General features: G+C 54.1%; 18 protein-coding genes and 2 pseudogenes. 16 read left to right on the forward strand and 4 right to left on the reverse strand.

From position 1 onward, the window contains the following. Window positions 1-18: 18 nt before the first annotated feature. From HAV38_RS15520 to paaH, 7 genes are all read left to right on the forward strand, one after another. Window positions 19-1185: an acyl-CoA dehydrogenase family protein gene (locus tag HAV38_RS15520; RefSeq protein ID WP_168056280.1), complete on the forward strand. Its 1167-nt coding sequence runs from the start codon at window positions 19-21 to the stop codon at window positions 1183-1185. A 10-nt stretch (window positions 1186-1195) separates the two neighbouring features. Further along, on the forward strand, window positions 1196-2071 hold the full coding sequence (locus HAV38_RS15525; protein ID WP_168056281.1) for a 3-hydroxyacyl-CoA dehydrogenase family protein: 876 nt from the start codon (window positions 1196-1198) through the stop codon (window positions 2069-2071). Window positions 2072-2074: 3 nt separating this feature from the next. Further along, the gene (locus HAV38_RS15530; protein ID WP_168056282.1) at window positions 2075-2731 is read left to right on the forward strand and encodes a 3-hydroxyacyl-CoA dehydrogenase family protein; all 657 of its coding nucleotides are present in this window, start codon (window positions 2075-2077) and stop codon (window positions 2729-2731) included. Window position 2732: 1 nt separating this feature from the next. Next, window positions 2733-3851 (forward strand): CaiB/BaiF CoA transferase family protein, encoded by a 1119-nt coding sequence (locus HAV38_RS15535; protein WP_168056283.1) that lies wholly within the window; start codon window positions 2733-2735, stop codon window positions 3849-3851. Window positions 3852-3920: 69 nt separating this feature from the next. Continuing rightward, the gene (locus HAV38_RS22310; protein ID WP_375791667.1) at window positions 3921-4208 is read left to right on the forward strand and encodes an alcohol dehydrogenase catalytic domain-containing protein; all 288 of its coding nucleotides are present in this window, start codon (window positions 3921-3923) and stop codon (window positions 4206-4208) included. Continuing rightward, the gene (locus HAV38_RS15540) at window positions 4154-4312 is read left to right on the forward strand and encodes a zinc-binding dehydrogenase (protein WP_168056284.1); all 159 of its coding nucleotides are present in this window, start codon (window positions 4154-4156) and stop codon (window positions 4310-4312) included. The genes HAV38_RS22310 and HAV38_RS15540 overlap by 55 nt, the downstream gene beginning before the upstream one ends. A gap of 10 nt (window positions 4313-4322) precedes the next feature. After that, a complete protein-coding gene (gene paaH, locus HAV38_RS15545) occupies window positions 4323-5846 on the forward strand; it encodes a 3-hydroxyacyl-CoA dehydrogenase PaaH (RefSeq protein WP_168056285.1) in 1524 nt (507 codons plus the stop codon). A 158-nt stretch (window positions 5847-6004) separates the two neighbouring features. On the opposite strand, the gene HAV38_RS15550 is transcribed toward paaH, so the two are convergent. After that, entirely contained in the window at window positions 6005-6724 is a 720-nt protein-coding gene (locus HAV38_RS15550; protein WP_245182390.1) for a LysR family substrate-binding domain-containing protein, read from the reverse strand. A 208-nt stretch (window positions 6725-6932) separates the two neighbouring features. On the opposite strand from HAV38_RS15550, the pseudogene HAV38_RS21955 reads away from it, so the two are divergent. Beyond that, a pseudogene (locus HAV38_RS21955) lies at window positions 6933-7337 on the forward strand (MFS transporter); the annotation flags it as partial. A 578-nt stretch (window positions 7338-7915) separates the two neighbouring features. Here HAV38_RS21955 and HAV38_RS22130 read toward each other — a convergent pair. Next, complete coding sequence (locus HAV38_RS22130) at window positions 7916-8038, reverse strand: hypothetical protein (protein WP_260326396.1); 123 nt, start codon at window positions 8036-8038, stop codon at window positions 7916-7918. Between the two features lie 122 nt (window positions 8039-8160). Between HAV38_RS22130 and HAV38_RS15560 the strand changes: the two genes are divergently transcribed. From HAV38_RS15560 to HAV38_RS15580, 5 genes and pseudogenes are all read left to right on the forward strand, one after another. Next, window positions 8161-9804 (forward strand): 3-(methylthio)propionyl-CoA ligase, encoded by a 1644-nt coding sequence (locus HAV38_RS15560; RefSeq protein WP_168056287.1) that lies wholly within the window; start codon window positions 8161-8163, stop codon window positions 9802-9804. A gap of 134 nt (window positions 9805-9938) precedes the next feature. Then, entirely contained in the window at window positions 9939-10373 is a 435-nt protein-coding gene (locus HAV38_RS15565; protein WP_168056288.1) for an acyl-CoA dehydrogenase C-terminal domain-containing protein, read from the forward strand. Next, entirely contained in the window at window positions 10358-11101 is a 744-nt protein-coding gene (locus HAV38_RS15570; RefSeq protein ID WP_168056289.1) for an enoyl-CoA hydratase/isomerase family protein, read from the forward strand. Before HAV38_RS15565 ends, HAV38_RS15570 begins: the two co-directional genes overlap by 16 nt. A 63-nt stretch (window positions 11102-11164) precedes the next feature. Beyond that, window positions 11165-12220, forward strand: a complete 1056-nt coding sequence (locus HAV38_RS15575; RefSeq protein WP_168056290.1) for a 3-hydroxyacyl-CoA dehydrogenase — start codon at window positions 11165-11167, stop codon at window positions 12218-12220. Between the two features lie 216 nt (window positions 12221-12436). After that, window positions 12437-13619: pseudogene (locus HAV38_RS15580) on the forward strand (acetyl-CoA C-acyltransferase). A gap of 16 nt (window positions 13620-13635) precedes the next feature. On the opposite strand, the gene HAV38_RS22315 reads toward HAV38_RS15580, so the two are convergent. Continuing rightward, window positions 13636-13932 carry a LysR substrate-binding domain-containing protein gene (locus HAV38_RS22315; protein WP_184013405.1) on the reverse strand — a complete coding sequence of 99 codons (297 nt, stop codon included), beginning with the start codon at window positions 13930-13932 and terminating at the stop codon, window positions 13636-13638. Between the two features lie 291 nt (window positions 13933-14223). Between HAV38_RS22315 and HAV38_RS15590 the strand changes: the two genes are divergently transcribed. Continuing rightward, window positions 14224-14928, forward strand: a complete 705-nt coding sequence (locus HAV38_RS15590) for a glutathione S-transferase family protein (RefSeq protein ID WP_168056291.1) — start codon at window positions 14224-14226, stop codon at window positions 14926-14928. Window positions 14929-15066: 138 nt separating this feature from the next. Here the strand turns inward: HAV38_RS15590 and HAV38_RS15595 are convergent, their stop codons facing one another. After that, the gene (locus tag HAV38_RS15595) at window positions 15067-15384 is read right to left on the reverse strand and encodes a hypothetical protein (RefSeq protein WP_168056292.1); all 318 of its coding nucleotides are present in this window, start codon (window positions 15382-15384) and stop codon (window positions 15067-15069) included. Between the two features lie 285 nt (window positions 15385-15669). Between HAV38_RS15595 and HAV38_RS15600 the strand changes: the two genes are divergently transcribed. Both HAV38_RS15600 and HAV38_RS15605 read left to right on the forward strand, forming a co-directional pair. Beyond that, the gene (locus HAV38_RS15600) at window positions 15670-16347 is read left to right on the forward strand and encodes a DUF11 domain-containing protein (RefSeq protein WP_168056293.1); all 678 of its coding nucleotides are present in this window, start codon (window positions 15670-15672) and stop codon (window positions 16345-16347) included. An 877-nt stretch (window positions 16348-17224) separates the two neighbouring features. Next, window positions 17225-19846, forward strand: coding sequence for a hypothetical protein (locus HAV38_RS15605; protein WP_168056294.1), 2622 nt, complete (start codon window positions 17225-17227; stop codon window positions 19844-19846). The last annotated feature ends 266 nt before the right edge of the window (window positions 19847-20112 follow it).

A 20112-nucleotide genomic window follows, 5' to 3' on the forward strand; every position in this document is an offset into this window, starting at 1 on the left:
CCCTCAAAAAGGATTGACGTGAACATTTTTGAACGGCTCGATACGAGCATCGAACTTTCGGACGACGAGAAGCAGTTGCTGGAAAGCGTGCGCACGTTAGCGCGCACCGAACTGATGGTGCGTGCCGAACATTATGATAAAACCGGCGATTTCCCCTGGGATAACGTTAAGGCCATCAACCACCTTGGCTTGAATGCGATGTTCATACCCGAGGAGTATGGCGGCGCGAAACTGTCCTACACCGCGTACCTGGAGTGCGTGCGCGAAATCACCAAGGCGTGCGCCTCGACTGGCATCATCTGGGCGACCAACTTCCATGCCATCAAGCCGTTAATCGACTTCGGTACCGAAGAGCAAAAACAGCGCCTGCTGCCGCGTATCGCGGAAGGTGGTCTGGCCGCATTGGCTATAACGGAACCAGATGCCGGTTCGGATGCGACCGGCATGCGTACCCGTTTCACGCCGGATGGCGACGACATCATCATCGACGGTGGCAAGACTTTCATTACCAACGGTGACGTGGCCGATGTCTATGTAATCTTTGGCAAATGGAGCGAGATCGACGATCCCAAGAAAGCCATTTCAGTAGTGATTATGGAGAAGGGCACGCCCGGCTTGTCAGTGGTGCGTACCGAGCAGAAGATGGGACACCGTGCTTCTAGCACCGCGACAATTTCTTTTGATGGCTGCCGCGTGCCGCGCACCAATCTGCTATGCACACCGGGGGATGGGTTGAAAGTCCTGTTCTCCTCGCTTAACAAGTCACGTCCCAGCGTGGCCGCGCACGCGTTAGGCATTGCGCGCGCTGCCTTCGAGGATGGCGTCGCCTACATCAACGAGCGCAAGCAGTCGGGCCGCAAGATCGTCGAGTTTCAGGGTATCCAGTTCATGCTGGCTGATATGGCGACCGATCTTGCAATGTGCGAAGCCTGGCTATGGCGCCTCGCCAAGCTGGTGGACAGCGGAGAGACCGGCTTCAGTATCGAGGCATCGATGCTGAAGATGCGCGCTTCCGATATTGCCATGCGCATCACTACCGACGTGGTGCAGCTATTCGGGGGCTATGGTTATTGCCAGGATTTCCGCGTCGAGCGCCTGATGCGCGACGCAAAAATTACACAGATCTGGGAAGGCACCAACCAGGTGCATCGCCAGCTGATCGGCCGTAGTTTCCTTACCAAATGAGAGGAATCCAATGAGTAAAATCAAGACTGTCGGTATCGCCGGTTGCGGTACCATGGGCGCGGGCATTGCCATCGTCGCCGCTCGCGCCGGTTTCCACACCATCGTGTACGACACGCGCCAGGAGGCGCTCGACAAATCGCTGAAGCAAACCAGCGCCTTTTTTGCGAAGTCGGTCCAGCGGGGAAAGATGACCGCGGAAGAAATGACTGCGGCGCTTGGCAACCTGGTCACGACCACGTCGATGGATGGCTTGGGCGAATGCGATCTTGTCATCGATGCAGTGTTCGAAGACCTAAAGGTAAAGCACGACCTGTACACCAAACTCGACAAGGTCTGTCCGCCGCACACCATCTTTGCTTCCAACACGTCTACGCTGTCAATTACTGAGATTGCCGCTGGCTCCGGGCGTGACGACCGTTTCGTCGGCATGCACTTCTGCCTGCCGGCACAGCTGATGAAACTGGTGGAGATGTCGCCCGGGCTGAACACTTCCGAGGAGACATTCGCCACGGCGTGGGCGGCGTGCGAAGCTATGGGCCAGCGTCCCGTTAAAACCAAGGACAACCCTGGCTTCATCCTGAACTACTTTCTTATTCCCTACAACAACGATGCAATCCGCCTGGTAGAGGCAGGCGTCGCATCGCCGGCTGACATCGACCGCGCGATCAAGGAGGGCCTGGGTTATCCGATGGGCCCGCTGGAACTACTCGATATGATCGGCCTCGACACGCAGTTGCTGCTGTGTGACGCAATGTACGGCATCACCAAGGAACCGCGTGCCGCCTGTCCGCCGCTGGTCAAGCGCATGATTGCCGCTGGCCACCTCGGACGCAAGTCGGGACGCGGATTTTATACCTATGAAGGCAACGCGATGTTCGGGAGCTGACGCATGACTTATTCTATTATCGATACCGGCAACAGCCGTTCTTTTCCAACTGACCATCCCTTGCTGAAAGGCAAGTCCAGCGACGGCAACGTCGTCCTTATTATCGGCGAAAAGGCTGGCGAATTGCTGTCCACGCTCAGCAATGCCGATAGCAAGGCCGCCATCATGATCGAACTCGGCAACGAATGCCTGGGAGTGCATACTGGCGAAAGCCGCGCTACGGAAGGTTTTAACATCTTGGGATTTGTGCGCTTTCGCCTCGGCGATAGCGATCCTTCCAATCTCGTCGAGCTGGTCAGGCAACCTGACACCTCTGATGCAGCGATTAGTGCCGCCAAGGCCGTTCTGGAAGGCGCAGGCCTGAAGGTTGCCGTATGCTTCGACTTTAGCGGCCGCATCATTGACCGTCTGGTTCGCCCATACTATAACGCTGTACTGCGCCGCCTCGATGAAAGCTTGGCGACTGCCGACGATATGGACCTGACGTTAAAGCTTGGCCTGGGCTATCCGGAAGGGCCGATCGCCTTGCTGGAACGTACTGGCCTTGCGCATCATTTCGATGTGACGCAGGCCTTGTTCGAGGCCTATGGAGAATCGCCTTACGCTCCCGCGCGTCGTGCCCGTGTAGCCAAGTCCCGTGCGCAAAAGAAGGTTGCCTGAAATGATGCGACCACTGGAAGGTATCCGCGTGCTTGACTTCAGCACGCTTCTGCCCGGCCCCATGGCAACCCTGATTCTCGCCGAGGCAGGCGCCGAAGTGATCAAGATCGAACGCCCGGGACGCGGCGACGAGATGCGCAGTTACGTGCCGAAGTTCGGTGACGACAGCGTAAATTTCGCGCTGCTTAACCGCGGCAAGCGCAGTATCGCCATCGATCTCAAGCAAACCGGTGTAATAGATCGGCTGCGCGAGCTGATCGAAAACACTGATATCGTGGTGGAGCAATTTCGGCCCGGCGTGATGGATCGGCTCGGCCTCGGCTATGAGGCGCTGTCGAAGATCAATCCGAAGATCATTTACTGCGCGATCACCGGCTATGGCCAGACCGGACCAAAGGCTGACGTTGCGGCACATGACCTGAACTACGTCGCAGCGGCGGGAATGCTTGGCTTGTCGGCAGGAAGTGATGGCGCGCCGGTCTTGCCCCCCGCGCTGATTGCCGATATCGCCGGCGGAACCTATCCCGCCGTGGTCAATATTCTGCTTGCCCTGCGCCAGCGTGATCACACCGGCAAGGGCTGCAAGCTCGATATCGCGATGGCCGAAAATCTGTTTACCTTTCTGTACTGGGCAATCGGCAACGGTGAAATGGGGGGGAGTTGGCCGGTCCCGGGTGGCGAACTTGTCACAGGCGGTTCGCCGCGCTACCAAATATATGGCACCAGTGACGGCAAGTTCGTTGCCGCCGCGCCACTGGAAGACAAGTTTTGGGCCAATTTTCTTGACGCCATCGCGGCCCCGCGTGCGTTACTGGACGATAGCGAAGACCCGGTCGGTGTGCGCGCCACAATTGCTGCCATCATCGCCGCCAGGTCCGCTGCCTACTGGCGTACCTGCTTCGAAGGCAAGGATGTTTGTAGTGTCATCGTCTCTACCCTACAAGAAGCGATGCAGGACGAACACTTCCGCGCGCGCGGCGTATTTGCAAATAAGCTTGAGAGCAATGGCCACACGATCAATGCACTTCCTGTGCCGGTGGCGGAAGAGTTTCGGGCGAACACTATAAGCGAAACTTACCCCAAGCTCGGCGAAGCCAACAAGGACTTCGGCCTCGACTGAGCCATTACCGGTCATTCCATAAAACGCAGGCGTTACTTGCAGCCTGCCCAAGCATACTGAGAACGTATTATGCGTGCCATTCTAATCCGGGAATACGGCGAACCTGAATCCCTCAAGATCGAAGACATCCCCGAATTCACGGGCGGTGACGATGAGGTGCTGATCGACGTTCATGCAATCGGGATCAACTATCCAGACCTGCTGGTCATCAGCGGCCGCTACCAGACCTTGCCGCCGCGCCCCTTCAGTCCCGACAAGGATGCTGCCGGAGTGACTATCGCGATCCCGCCTGGAGATACCGAGTGCAGGATGAAATCTTTGCGTTCTACCGCGCCAACAAGGTCAAGCGCAACGTGATGCAGATCTTTCCGATGGAGCAGTTCGCCGAAGCGCTTTCCTTGGTCAAGAACGGCAAGGCGCAGGGCAAGGTCGTCCTGGCGACCAACAACCACAAGTCTTAAGGAAAAAATTATGCGTAATGCATTAGGTAAAACTTCTCTGGTCGCCGTCGTTGGCAGCGGCGCGATGGGGGCCGGCATCGCGCAGGTCGCTGCGGCGGCTGGCCATACGGTAAAGCTGTACGACACCCGCCCTGAAGCGGTGCAGAAGGCAATTGCAGGCATCCGCAAAACCTTTGGCATGCTCGCCGAAAAGGGACGGATGACACCAAATGAAGCCGCCGACGCAGGTGGTCGGCTAATGGCTGCTGGCGATCTCAATGACCTGGCCGACGCGCAACTGGTGATCGAAGCCATCGTTGAAAATCTCGACGTCAAGCGCCAACTGTTTGCGGATCTGGAGAAGGTGGTGGCCGCGGACTGCATCCTCGCGACTAATACCTCGTCGATTTCGGTGACTGCATTGGCCGCGAAACTGGCGTTGCCAAGCCGATTTGTAGGCATGCATTTCTTTAATCCTGTGCCGTTAATGGCGCTGGTAGAAGTGATCAGTGGCCTCGGGACTGACGCCCAGGTTGCGTCCCGGATCTTCGATACAGCTATCGCCTGGGGTAAGGTGCCAGTACATGCGAAGTCGACACCCGGGTTCATCGTTAACCGCGTAGCGCGTCCCTACTATGCCGAGGCGCTGCGCTTGTTGAACGAGCAGGCTGCCAGCGTGGCTACGATCGACGCCGTGATGCGCGAAGCCGGTGGTTTTCGCATGGGGCCATTTGAGCTGATGGATATGATCGGACACGATGTGAACTTTGCGGTTACCCAATCGGTCTTCAGCGCCTACTTTAACGACCCGCGCTTCACGCCCTCACTGGTGCAACAGGAGCTGGTCAATGCCGGTTTCCTTGGCCGCAAAAGTGGACGCGGTTTCTATCGCTACGACGACGGCAGCAAGCCTGAACCGGTTAGTGAGGATATCGTGGCACAACCGAAACGCGTGACGGTATCAGGCCACAACCTTTTGATCGATGCCCTCGTCTCGCGTGCGAGGGCAGCGGGGGTGACCGTGACGCTTGCAGAAAACGCTGGCGATGATGCAATGATTCAATGTGATAACGCCGTTCTCTTGGTTACCGACGGCCGCAGTGCAACACAGCGCGCCGTCGAGCATGGCACGCCTAACCTCGTGCTGCTCGACCTCGCCCTTGATTATGGCAACGCCACGCGGCTGGCGGTGACGATGGCCGAGCAGTCCGACCCGCAGGCCTATCGCGCAGTGGTTGGTTTCCTGCAGTCAGCTGGCTATGCGGTGTCGCGGCTCGCCGATGTGCCTGGCATGGCAGTGATGCGTACGGTGGCGATGTTGGCCAATGAGGCGGCCGATGCGGTGAACCAGGGTGTTTGCGACGCGGCCGACGTAGATATCGCTATGCAGAAGGGCGTGAATTATCCGCGAGGGCCACTCGCCTGGGCAGATAGCATCGGACTGAACTATGTGGTGCGCGTCTTGGACAATCTTGCACAGGTGTATGGTGAGGACCGCTATCGCGTCTCGCCGCTACTCCAGAAAAAGGTGTGGAGCGGTAAGCGTTTCCATTAACAAATTCCTACCACCCGAACTTGAGGAGGACAACCGGAATATCCGCCGGAGGGGAGAGTTGACCATTCGGCTTCAGTGTGACTGAGGCCGCTCAACCCACTCAACCCACGATTGCCTTCGCAAATTCCAGAAAATGCCGGGCCAGCGGCGTCACCGCATTAGTACGATACGCGATGCCCAGTCCGGTAGTGCCATCCCGCTGGTCGGAAAGCGGGCGCAGGGCTACTGAACGTCCCGCCATACGCTCCCCAGAGTTTGGGTACGAGAGCGACGCCAAGCCCGCTCTCGACCAGCGCGATGATGGTTTGCGCCTGCGATCCCTGTTGAACGATGCGTGGGATGAACCCGGTCTGATAGCAAGCCGCGAGCACGCACAGATGCGAGGTCGGTGTCATGCGCTGCGACGGAAGGATGAAGGGCTCGTCGCGTAACTCTGTCAGCTTCAGTGTCTTGCGACCGGCGAGCCGGTGGGTGACCGGCAGCGCCGCGATATAGCGATCGCTTAGCACCGGCTCCTTAGTGATAGATGGCAGCTTGGACGTTGGAAAGCGCACTACGCCGATATCGGTGTCCCCGACCTCAATGGCCTTAAGTATGGCTTGTGTATCCGCCTCATATAAATCCAGCTCCGCTCGCGGGTACGCCGGGCGAAAGCGCTCAATCGTACGCAGGACAAACGCCAGCATTGACGACGCAACAAAATGTACACGCAACGTGCCGGTGGCATTCGTGTTGGCAAGCGCAATGCTTGCGCGAACCTGATCCGCATGAAACACCGCATCGCGCGCATGTTCGAGCGCGGCTTGACCGGCTACTGTAAGCACCACACCTCGCGTGGTGCGGTCGAACAACGCCGCACCCAGCGAGCGCGGGATCAAGCGTCGTTCGCTGTTTTGGATCTGCCGAAATCATCGTCGGGAGATTTTGCGTCTGCTTGGTATCGCAGTGCTTGGTGCACCCACTTTCTACCTATTCGTAAGCTACGTACCTGTCTACGCAATCCGCCATGCGGGCGCCGTTCCGAGTGTCGCATTCGGCGCCGCGACTGCCGGTATTGCGGTGTTCCTTATCTGACAGCCGTTCTTCGGGATGCTGTCCGACCGCGTTGGTCGTCGCCCACCGCTCATTGCGTTCGCGCTGTTGCATGTGTTGTTTCTGTACCCTGTCATTATGTCGATCGGCGCAAATTTCACGTCGATTTTTCTGGTGGAATGCTTCGGCCTTTTAAGTTATGGACTGTATTCGGCAGTCGCCCCGACGGTCATGGCCGAGGTCTTTAGCGCCGAGGTTCGGGTTACCAGTATCGGCACAATCTATAACGTGGTCGTTGCGTTGATCGGCGGCACCACGCCTTATCTGATGACGTATTTCGCGTCACAGCACCATGTAGCCTGGTTCCTCGCTTGTGTAATCTTTTGGGCGCTAATCAGCCTGTTTACTTACATCATGATGCCGGAGACGCGTGGCATCAGCCTCGATCCTGTGAAGTGATCCGCGAGATGATCTGACGAAATGATTTGATGACTTAATGCGACGACTTAATGCGACGACGTGGTACTTGAATAGGCTGTACCAGGTGGCTCTAGTCACCTCGCCCATTCTTATTGATCGCCGACCACCATGGCAGTTTCCAGTGTGACATCCCTCAAACACCGTTGCATTATGTTGCGTTGATGCAGCACTACGACAGTACAGCGCTACACGTATCCGCCAAAACGCAGGCCGCACTCGTAAACGAAAGCAAGTTTGTCCAAAATTTTCACCCTACTTTCATGGGAAGGCCCTTACGCATCTGGAGAAATTTACTTATTTGATCGTGTGGGTAAATTTGTCTTTTAGCGGCACCCCGCCCGTACAAGCGTTTCACGAACTCATTTCTCGCCGCCTACGCCCTGGAGTGACGCCAGCGGTGTGTCGTTAGGCGGTACCCTGACGCTGGGTGCAGGTAGGCTATTGACGGAAGTGTATAGAATGCGGCAGGATGCAGTGATAGGTGCCGAGAAAAAAGGTACCTAGTCCAGTTTAAGTTATCTCTATCCTTTATCTAAAAGAACAACGCTGTATGCAAGCTACGGCGAACCAAACAATGGTGCGACGGCATCGGCTACGCTGAAGTCCAACGATACCTCCATCGCGCCGGGCGCGGTAGGTAAAAAGGTAAATGGCCCTGACAACGGGCATTCGGCACGCATTCTGATTCTGGCTTGATGCCACTCGTGCTAGCATTGTCATGTGTTTCCCCGCTATTGAAAATGGCGAAAAAATCATATCGTATAGATATCCGAATGTAGGAGATTTGAAGAATGGGAATGCCATGAATGGTTTGATGATGTCTGGAGAGTTGCTGGTTTCCTCCTTGATTGTGCATGCGGATCGCCATCATGGCGATACCGAAATTGTGTCGCGGCGGGTCGAGGGAGATATTCACCGGTACACGTATCGCGACTGCCACCGTCGTGCGCGCCAACTGGCTAACGTACTTACCGGATTAGGCGTGAAGCACAGCGACCGGGTAGGGACGCTGGCCTGGAACGGCTATCGGCATCTGGAGCTTTACTATGCGATATCCGGTATGGGCGCGGTTATGCACACCATCAATCCGCGCTTGCATCCCGATCAGGTGGCCTATATCGGTAATCATGCCGAAGATCAATATCTCTTCTTTGACCTGACGTTCCTCCCTACGGTTAAATTGATTGCTGCCCACTGCACAACGGTGAAGGCGTTCATTGCCATGACCGACCGCGCGCACATGCCGCAGGACACCGGGATTGCTAATCTGTTGTGTTACGAAGAGTTGATCGATGCCGCGTCGGATGATTATGCGTGGCCGAGCTTTGACGAAGATACCGCATCGGCGTTGTGCTATACCTCGGGCACGACCGGCAACCCGAAAGGCGTGCTCTACAGCCACCGTTCAACGCTGTTGCACACCTATTCGGCGGCCTTGCCTGACGCGTTGAACTGTTCCGCGCGGGACGTCATCTTGCCGGTGGTCCCGATGTTCCATGTTAACGCGTGGGGACTGCCGTATATCGCCTGTATGGTCGGTGCCAAACTCGTGTTGCCGGGAGCGGGAATGGACGGTAAATCCCTCTACGAACTACTCGAAACGGAGCAGGTGACGATGGCGGCAGGGGTTCCCACTATTTGGCAAGGTTTGCTGAGTTACGTAGAAACCAACGGCTTTAAGTTTTCGACGATGCATCGCACCGTGATTGGCGGTGCTGCCTGTCCACCTGCCATGTTGCGCAAGTTTCAGGACGACTTCGGCGTCCATGTGTTGCACGCTTGGGGCATGACCGAACTAAGTCCGCTCGGCACCGTCTGTGCACTTAAACCCAAACAGTTAGCCGCTTCGCCAGAAGAACGCTACGCAGTGCAGGCCAAACAGGGGCGTGCGGTGTTTGGTATCGATATGAAAATTGTCGGCGAGGACGGGCACGCTTTGCCGTGGGACGGAAAAACCTCAGGGGAACTGCTGGTGCGCGGACCCTGGGTGGTGAACAGCTACTTCAGAAATGAAGGCGATGCTGATCTCCAGATAGATATTGAGGGTAATGGCTGGTTTCCGACCGGCGACATCGCCCATATCGACGCTGATGGCTATCTGCACATTACCGACCGCAACAAAGATGTCATCAAGTCGGGTGGCGAATGGATCGGATCGATCGATCTCGAAAATATTGCGATGGCGCATCCGGCGGTTTTCATGGCGGCCTGCATCGCAGTCAAACATCCAAAGTGGGACGAGCGTCCGCTGTTGGTAGTGGTCAAAAAGCCCGGTGCCGATCTGGATCGGGATGCATTGCTCGCTTTTTATGAAGGAAAAATTGCCAAATGGTGGACACCTGACGATGTAGCATTTGTTGACGCGTTGCCAATGGGCGCGACCGGGAAAATCCTGAAAAACAGGTTGCGCGAACAGTTCATCAATTACACTTTACCTACGGTATAAAAAATCCTGGGCGTTGTCAGTAAAATTGAAAACGCTGGGAATTTCAGCGCCAAATGGCGCCCGGATTGCTGGAACGATAGTGGGGTTGCATTGCATTGCTCCTAACGCATTAATGGCGGTCAGGCATTGACAACGTGTTAGCGCGTGTTCAGCGCACTATCGACCAAGCTACTAGTTCGCCGAATTTGCGCGCTTACGCCAGTGTCCTTGCGGTTGCGCTCAAGGAAATCGAAACGGCAACGCGGGCGGCATTGGTGGAGGACGGCTCCAACAACGGTCTTCTCAACGCAACGCCGTATTTGCAGGCCTTTGGGCATGTGGTGATCGCCTGGCTCTGGCTGGATATCAGCCTCACCGCTGAGTTCGGTCTTGCGAACGATGTGCAGCGACGTGATTTTCATCAAGGAAAACTTCAGGCGACACGTTATTTTTTCCATTATGTATTGCCAAAAGTTAGTGCATGGCTGCAGGTCGTGACGAACTGCGACAGTACTTGCAATGACATGGCCGATGCCTGGTTCTACATTTCTGTATCGACACGGAGCAAAGCGGCATGGATTCACAAGTAGCATTAACCAAACACGGTGTGATTGGCGTAATCGAAATCAATAACCCTCCGGTCAATGCGTCATCAAGTACTGTGAGGCAAGGGCTGCTGCACTGCGTGCGCGCTGCCGAAGACGACCCAAGCATTCAGGCCCTGGTGGTTATCTGTGCAGGGCGTACGTTCATGGCAGGCGCCGACATCAAGGAGTTTGATCAGGCCGAGCTTCCGCTTCCAGACCCGAACGAGGTGCACGTTGCGTTTGAGTCATTCCGCGGTCTGGTCGTTGCTGCACTGCATGGCACCGTGCTCGGTGGTGGCTTGGAACTCGGTGTTTTGCCCGGAGGCGGTGGTACACAGCGCCTGACGAGAATCGTAGGGATCGAGAATGCACTCAATATGATAGTGAGTGGCAATCCAATCGATGCGGATAATGCATTTACGTTGGGTCTTGTTGATGTGATCGCAGAAAATCATCTGAAGGAGGAGTCGATCGCGTTCGCAATGGATTTGCTCAGGCAGCAAGCGCCGCGCAAGCGTGCGGTAGATCTGACGCTTGATGTATCGCTGGCATCGCCCCCTTACTTCGAGGACTTTCGTGGCAAACTGACGCCAGCGGTCAGGAACAGGACGGCGGTGCAAGAAATTGTTCGCTGTATCCAGGAATCACTTGTCTTACCGTTTGACGAAGGCCTGAGAATTGAACGCGCCGCATTTCTTCGATGTAAGGATTCTTCAGAATCCCAGGCCTAGCGCCATATTTTTTTTGCTGAACGGGCGGCGACACGCATTCCGGATGTTCCCGCTAATCTGGCATTGCGATCAATCCGAAAGATCGGCATTGTCGGCGCTGGCACAGTGGGCGGCGGAATCGCAATGAGCATTGCCAACGCCGGCATTCCGGTAACTTTACTCGACATGACACCGGAAGTCGTGCAACGCGGTTTGAGTCTGGTCCGGAAGAATTACGAGTCGATGGTATCAAAAGGAAAGTTGAGCCCAACGCAGTTTGAACAGCGCATGGCATTGATATTGGGTTCTACTGATTACCTGGCACTGGCGGATTGCGATCTGGTCAGCGAGGCTGCGTTCGAAGACCTTGAGGTTAAAAAAGCAATTAGCAAACGTCTCGGCGAAGTGTGTAAGCGGGGTGCAATCATCGCCAGTAATACGTCAACGCTGGATATCGATGTGCTGGCTATTGCGTCCGGGCGTCCTGCCAATATGATAGGCATGCAGTTTTTCAGCCCCGCGCATGTCATGAAATTGCTAGAGGTGGTACGTGGCCGCGATACATCAATGCAGGTGCTTGCGACCGCGATGGCATTTGCCAAAAAAATTGGAAAGTCTGCAGTCGTATCGGGCGTGTGTTACGGATTTATCGGCAATCGCATGTTGGAAGGCTATCTTCGAGAGGCGGAATTTCTTTTGATGGAAGGCGCCACGCCGGCACAGATTGACGCCGCGATCGAGTCGACCGGAATGGCAATGGGCCTGTGCCGAATGATTGACATGGCGGGCGCGGACGTGGCTGCCAAAGTCGTCCTGGAACAGAAAAAAATAAATGCGTTGCCGGACGATTCCGCTTATCGCGCGCTCGTGCGCGAGCTATACGAGCGCCAACGCTTTGGTCAAAAGAAGTTGGCTGGCTACTATCGTTACGAGGGCCGCACAGCCCGCGCGGATATCGAGGTGGAAACCATCTGTATTCAAATTGCCGAGCAACATGGGATACAACGTCGGGCCCAGATTAGCGATGAAGAAATTATCGAACGATGCCTGTATCCCTTGATAAACGAGGGCGCGCGCATTCTCGAAGACGGCATCGCCTATCGCGCGGGCGACATCGATGTCGTATGGGTACAGGGCTAAGGTTTTCCCGCCTATCTCGGCGGACCGATGTATCTGGTCAAACAACTCGGGGCGCGGAAAATTGTCGATGCATTGGACGCGTACGCAAGTAGCCGAGGCAATTCTCATGGCTACTGGACTGTGAGTCCGCTGCTGCGGCGACTCGCGGACGCCAACAAAGATTTTTCCGATTTGTAAATCAAGTTAAGCCGCTATTCAATACATTGGAACAACACCATGATAGAAGCCGTAATTGTTTCTACCGCTCGTACGCCGATCGGTAAAGCTTTTCGAGGAACATTCAATAATACAAAATCACCAACGTTAATGGCACATGCGATGCGTCATGCCGTAGTGAAATCCGGCATTGAGCCGGACCGGATTGACGATACCGTCATTGGGACCGTCCTTGCGGCCGGTACCGCCGGTTCCAATATCGCTCGCAATGCAGTGCTGGCGGCTGGCTTTCCTTACACGGTAAGTGGCCAGACCATTGACCGTCAGTGTGCATCAGGATTGATGGCCATTGCGACGGCGGCCAAGCAAATATTGGTTGACCGGATGGAAGTGGTAGTGGCAGGTGGACCGGAGAATATATCCGCAGTGCAGAACCGGTATTTTGAGTGGGTGAGTGCGGAAAAAGACGCGAATCTTATCAGGAACTATCCGAATGGTTACGTGGCAATGCTAGAAACTGCTGAATTCATTTCAAAGAAATATGGAATATCCAGGGATTCGCAAGACGCTTATGCACTCCTATCTCAGCAACGCACTGCGAGGGCGCAGACAGAAGGGTTGTTCGATGACGAAATAGTACCAATCGGGGTCACTATGCAGATAACGGACAAACGGAGCGGTGCGGTATCGTACAGTGACGTTGTCTTAAATCAGGACGAAGGCAACCGACCTGCCACCACGCTGGAATCGCTCGCCGGATTGGCACCGGTTTTGGAGGGTGGCGTAGTCACCGCCGGCAATGCAAGTCAGCTGTCGGACGGCGCCAGTGCATGTGTACTGATGAGTAGTGCGCTTGCTGCCCAGCGCGGCCTGACGCCGATGGGCATATATCGTGGCATGGCAGTGGCAGGAAATGCGCCGGAAGAAATGGGTCTAGGACCAATTTATGCGATTCCAAAACTGTTAAAGCAGCATGGTTTGAAGGTGCAGGATATCGGTTTGTGGGAGCTAAACGAAGCCTTTGCCTGCCAGGCATTGTATTGCCGTGACAAGCTGGGTATTGACCCCGAAATTTATAACGTCAACGGTGGCAGCATCTCGGTCGGCCATCCTTATGGCATGACCGGCGCGGCTAACAGGTCATGCCTTCATTGAAGGCAAGCGCCGCGGAGCGCGTTACGTGATTGTCGCCATGTGCGTTGGCGGTGGGATGAGCGCTGCAGCCTTGTTCGAAATCCCATGAGCGCTTGCCGCGAAATTCACTTCCATAGCATCGGACGGCCGGTATTCGGTGACACGTACTGAATGCAATCGTGAACTTCATTGTCATTGAGAGAAAGTGGCGTCGCCTTTTTCATCAGGTATTCCGGCGTACCGAAGACGTCCAAAAACGCGTCCTTGAGCTTGTGTGCAACTAGCCGCGTATCGCGCAGAATGCCTACGCGTATTGCAAGATCGAGTTCCTCCTCAATAAAATCGATGATCTTGTCCGAAATGCTTAGCTCAATGTCGATCTGCGGTATGCCTTGATGAATTTGGGCATGAGGGCCAGCAATCTATGCTGACGGCTGCGGGTGTCATGCCGAAGAACTCGGCTATCCTGGTGAAATTGCCCAATTCTGCCGCCTTGCAAAATTGCTTGATGCTTGCGAGTTGAAGCGAATCAACTACCGCCATCGTTCATTCCACCATGCAATAAATGAATTGACTCTACCCCTCTATTTATCCGCGACAAACAAACTAATATACTACCGTTAATGCTTGTGCAAAAGACCGATTGCAAGCTAACAGGGGTCCTTCGCTGAGACTCACCACACTATCCGCTCCAACCATAAGGAACCACAATCATGGCAATCAAACTTCATCTCTTCACCTCGCCGTCGGCCTTTCCTAACCCCCAGCGCCTGCGCCTGTTCATGCACGAAAAGGGTATTGCCGATCAGTTCCAGGAACACATCTACGATATGACACCGGGCGGTGAGCAGCGCCAATGGCCCCACCTGAAGATGAATCCGTGGGGCGAGACTCCTACCCTGCAGCTGGCCGACGGCAACTTTATTTCCGAGACCGCCGCGATCGCCAGGTATCTCGACCAGGCCTATCCCGGCCGCAAGATCATGGGCGAGAACGCGTTGGAGCAGGGTCTCGACAACATGTGGGATCACCGCATCTGGGTGCATATCCTCTACCGGATCGTCACGGCGTTCCACGTCCTGCATACCGGACTCGGATTCAAGCTTGAACTCACCAAGAATGAGGCTTGGGGCGAACATTGTCGCAAGGAGGCGCTGGCGCATGCAGCCCTGGTCAACCAGCATTTGTCGGACGGACGCGAATGGATCCTCGGCGGGGATGCGCCCACCTTCTCGGACATGACGCTGGCAACCGCGATCGCCTTTTCCAAGTTTCCGGTCAACGCCACCCCGCTGGACGAGCGTTTCGAGCATCTGGATGCATACTGGAGACGCTGGCAGCTGCGCCCTGGCTTCCAAGCCGCCTATGCCGACCGCAACAGCGGCATACCGGAGTTGGATAATCCTGAGGGAAAATGATCCCAGCGGTTGGGGAAGGACATCGGTGCGTATTGATGTCCTTGCTTCTGCCGCCTGCTGTGCCAGGGCTGCCGCTTCAAAGCTTTCGTTGACGTCGGCGACGCTGGCGCATAGAACTCGGCTAAGGACGGGCAGCCTTCACTTGAAGAGCATTGAGCTGGCTTTCTGACTGACCTGCCGCGCCACTTTGAGGCTGATGCGACAGCGTAACTCGGCGCCACCTCGCGGCTGGCCACCGTCTCGCAGGCGGTCTTCTACACAGTCTTCTTCATGCTGGATCCGATGCCGTCGGGATTTATTCAGCCAAAAGCGATCTCGGCCGCGCTTCCCCGCTGCGCCGGAGGGCGGCCGCATCATCAATCTCAGTTCCGGTGCACCGGGGCGGTGCCAGGCTGGACGTACCGGAGACGGAGCCAGTCGAACCGTTGAATCCCTTCCTGACTTATCGTTATCCATTATCGTTATCCAAAGTGGCGAGTCTATACAAAATAAACCGAAAAGAGCACTGACACCACGCCCTGTTAAATCTTAAAAAAAGAAGGCGCTTTCATTCCGGGAGTGAACTTAAAGTTGATGAATGAATATCAAAACTAAGAAGTCTGTGGCGAACATAGAATTATCTGTAGTCGATACAGAAAAGTCTGTAGCGAATATAGAAAAGTCTGCACGAAAAATAGAATATTCCCGTATTTAATCGCCCCAATTTTCGGGAGAATGGACTTCTTTAAACGGGGAATAGCAATGACAACTATTAATGCAGTGTTACGCATAGCGGTCGTGCCCCTGTGCCTAATCGCCTCTATGATGACCGCCCATGGGCAGCAGATCGTATCAGCGGGGGAAGTCAACGTAGTTCAGGGTCCGGTGCAAGCGACCCTCAGCTCGCACACACTACAAATCAAGGATGGTAAGGAAGTATTCATTGATGACCCGCGCCAGGTACGACCTGGCGACGTCATCGAATACCGTGTGACCTATCTTAATTTTAGTGAGCAGACCGTCAGCGACGTGCAAGCAACGTTGCCGATACCAATTGGGGCAAACTATTTGGCAGGTAGCGCACGACCAGCGCTGGTTATGGCCCGGACCATGAATGGAACCACAACTGTCTTGTCGGATTTTGTTCCTGTCCCGATCAAACGCCAGGTTGTGGTCGCAGGAAAATCCCAAGCGGTCGACGTACCGGAATCAGAATACCGCGAACTGCGATGGAATCTCGCCGAACTCAAAAAAGGCGAAAGTAAGACCGTTAAGGCGCGCATTGTTGTCCCAAGAGGATATGCGCAGGATAGTGTTTCTGGCGCTACTAAAGCAGCTAAAACGGTGAACGCTCCTAAGACTTCCGATGTGGCTAAAGCCATTAAAGCAGTCGAGCCTGCCATGGTTACGAAAAGCAGTACGTACGAGTCCGCCAAATAGCCTTGTTCCGGTTTTGGTGTGAAAGTGCGGGTCACTGTAAGCGGCGCCTGCAGTAACTATATCTACTTGCTCCAGTATTTAATCGCGATGCACCGTGCTCCAATTTTTGATCGTTGGGTCGCGCTTGCAAGGTCGAACAGTCAACGATCAGGCTCTCCATTCTGAAACTTGCACCGCATGGTGGTGACATGCAGGCTCGCATAAGCGCCGTAATCGGAGTATGAAAAAGAGTGAATGTAAGAGTACGTCAGCGCCTGCAAGATAGTACGGAACCAGAGCATAGTCAGTTGGAGCAGCATCTCAGGTCGCCCCAAAATGGAGACGTCAGAGTACCTGAAACAAAGGTTATTTGCCGATTATTTATATTCATTATTTTATCGCCTTATTTCGTCTTGTCAGCATCGGTTTAGCCATTGCAACGAGCGAGGTCAACTGGTGATAAATAGCGGGGAGAAAGCGGGGTTGTCTGGCGACTATCCGAGTTTTAGGTGCCGCGCTCTTCAAATCACACGTCGCGCAGCAGATTGTGAAGACGCTGCAAGAAAATTATTAATACTTTTAACGGAAACGCTGGCTGACTTTGCATCGCCAATATCCGTCCGGTCGGTGGTCAGTAATCGTTTGTGATGGCCGGTGATTATAAGTAGATATGGGTAATTAAGTGCGGCCTCATAAATGCGCCGTTCCGCGCAAACTTGCGTAGTTGCTTTCGGTCCAGCTGACACAACGCCTGCAGGTAAAAATAGAAGTAGGAAGGAAGTAGCACTAGAAGTGCCATAACGACAATAACGTGATGCCACATGTCAGTGGATCAGCGTAACGATTTTTTTGATCGACTGGGTGGTCGACGTGTTTTTTTAAATAATGGGGTAATAAAATGTCTTTAACAACAGGCTCAATTGAAGCCAGAAAGTTCAGCCGCTGGACGCGTGCTGTCGCATGGACACTTGCTGCGGTCTTGCTGGGTGGCGCGATGGCGCCGGTATTTGCACAGACAATATCGCGTCAGTTGCCGGGCGGTACTGAACTTGGTACCAAAGCGACTGCTACCTATATGCTGCCCACCGGTCTGACCAAGATTGTTGATTCCAACGTGGTTATTACTACTATTCAGAACGTTTATAGCCTGACGCTCGAAGGCGAGACAATCATCGGCGGCACTAACAAATTCCATAACGTTATTCGCAATACGGGTAACGTCGTCATTAAGGATGTGGCCATTAGAATCGCGGACCTCAAGAACGCGTCAGGGTATAGATTGAACACCCACGATGATACTGAAATTACTCTGACCAACGCCTCACCGGTTGTTACATTTAGGCTGCCAAATGGCGGGATCAAGCCTGGTGAAATACTTTCATTGGATGGTACTCTGGTCCAAGACAAAAGTGACGCGGTGTCAAGCGTCATGTTGTCGGTGGAGGGGCCGGATGGCACAGGGGCGGAGCTTGCACAGGAATATCATCCTGATATAGCGTCTTTCAAAGCCAGTCCACTTGATAACAAAGCAGTCGAGCTTGCGCGTGATGGAGCCTCCGGCAGTCTGGTTTATGTATTAGATATCAAGCCATCGGGCGATAGTTCCATGTTCATTGGGATGGATGTTGACCTTACTACCGACGCGTTGAAAGGGTTATCCCTTGATCCTAGTGATTACAAGGTCGACGTGTGGTACGGCGGCGGTGCGTGGACGCCAGTGGTTACCGGTGCGCCAGTGGCTTGGGGTTCATATACGGCTAAACTGACTACTACCGATGACAAGCATTTTTTCCTCGCTTTCGAGTTCCCTGGGGGGGCAAGCAATACCATCGCGCAGTTAAGAATAAAATTGCATGCTGATAGTGCCGCTACTTTAGGTGTTAAGAACTTCCAGGCTACCGTTGGTAAGATTGACGGCCTTAATGCTACGATAATTACTAGTGCGTCGGTTAAAACGCCAGTCTTGCCTGTCGATATCACAGGTATTGTGCAACGCGACCTTGCGCTGTTACCGCTCGGCGAGAGTAATATCGCCGTTGTTCCAGGTCAGATCGCTAAGCTTCGCGCTGAGATTGAAAACAAGGGTGAAAGCGAAGATACTTTTGACTTGACCTTTGAAGATACAGGTTTGCCAGCAGGCACAAAACTGGCCTGGAATACCGGTAATCAAGAGTCAAAGACCCCTGCAATTACGCTGGCCCCGGGTAAAAAGCAATCGATTGAATTGCAGGTGCAGCTTGCACCTTTTGCGGAAGACCAGCAGAACGCGCTGTTACTGGCCGCTGCGGCAAACATTAACATCAAAGCGACTCCTCGAGATAATACCGATGAAACGCTGGTTAAAACGTTGCCTTACACGCTAACCGTTGGCGAACGTACCGTCGACTTTGTAGGTATAGCTGGCGACAAAGAAGATAAAATCGTGCATCGCGTGGTTGATACTGACGCTGCGGTGACCAACTTCAAATTACGCGTTAAAAATACTACTACAACGCCTTCACAAGAGCGTTATACCGTTAGCGTTAAAGATGCCGGTGGCGTGGATGTCTCGCTATACCTTGCGGCTGTCGATGGCACGTGCGGTCCGAATCCCGGTAATTTTAAGTTCTTAGATACTGGCTTCCTCAGTCAGGGCGAAGTGAAAAACATGTGCGCTCAAGTCAGTGGATCGGGCAATAACGGTGGTATTGGTAACAGGACCAAAGTTGGCGTCATGCTCGAAGTTGCCTCCGTTATCGCGCCCACTGGTCAGGCAACGGCTGAATTGCCATTGAACCTATACGTTGCTCAGATTGAAGCATCTGCGGATAAAGCGCCGGTGCAGGTTATCGCGCCGACCGGTGTTATCAGTTTCTATCATGACATTCTAAATACCAGTGATATTCAGTTAACGATCAATACCAGCGATCTTGAGGTCGATATGACAGATGGCTGGTTGGCTGATGCAAGCTTAGTAAGCATAGATGGTAAGCCGCTCGCGAAGGTCACACTGGGCAGCAAAGAAAAAGCGCGCATTAAACTCACCATCAAAGCACCTGCAGATGTTCCGACGACAGAAACGCCTAGCTTGCTGACGGTAAGTGGAACGTTTCAGTACACCACTGAACCCCGTGAACTGGACAAATTTACCTATAAGTTAATGGGCATCTTCGACGGCATTCTGATTAAGGAGCAAGCGCTTGATGCTGCTTGCAACGCTGCGCCCGCTGACGATATGTTCAAACGTAACGGTATCAGTGCCAAACCCGGTGCTTGCATTTGGTATCGATTGACGCTGGAAAATAAAAGCGGTGTGGATTATGCCGAACTCGGCATAACAGACAAGGCACCGTCGCTATCGACGATCAGCAACGAGCCAGCAAACAAGCCTGCCTTAAGTTTAATTTCTGGCGGCGTTAGCAGCCCTCAGTCGGACCCGGCTGTCGCTGGCGATACCGTTGAGGGCAAACTTAATGCATTAAAAAATACGGAAAAAGCCGTACTTAAGTATCGCGTCAAAATCGACGGGATCGGTCTCTGACGAGGGCTTTGAACGCAATGATGGCTGTTCGCGTCACTATTATTCAGGCGTGAACAGCCGTTACACCGCAGGTCGGTGAGTAATACCAAGATAGCCTTCCGGTGCAATGCGCATTTCAACGGGCGGAGAAGCATCCGTTCTGGAGGGTATCGCCGATTTTTAATTTTTAGGACTTACGCAAAACTGTTTTAGTAACGTGGTTGCTAACTCTGTCGACCAAGGCAGCTGATTAGTTCGGCCATGTTGGCCGCGTCACATTGGCGGTG

Origin of the sequence: Glaciimonas immobilis (assembly GCF_011947285.1) — a bacterium.
In the GTDB taxonomy this organism is placed as follows: domain Bacteria; phylum Pseudomonadota; class Gammaproteobacteria; order Burkholderiales; family Burkholderiaceae_D; genus Glaciimonas; species Glaciimonas immobilis.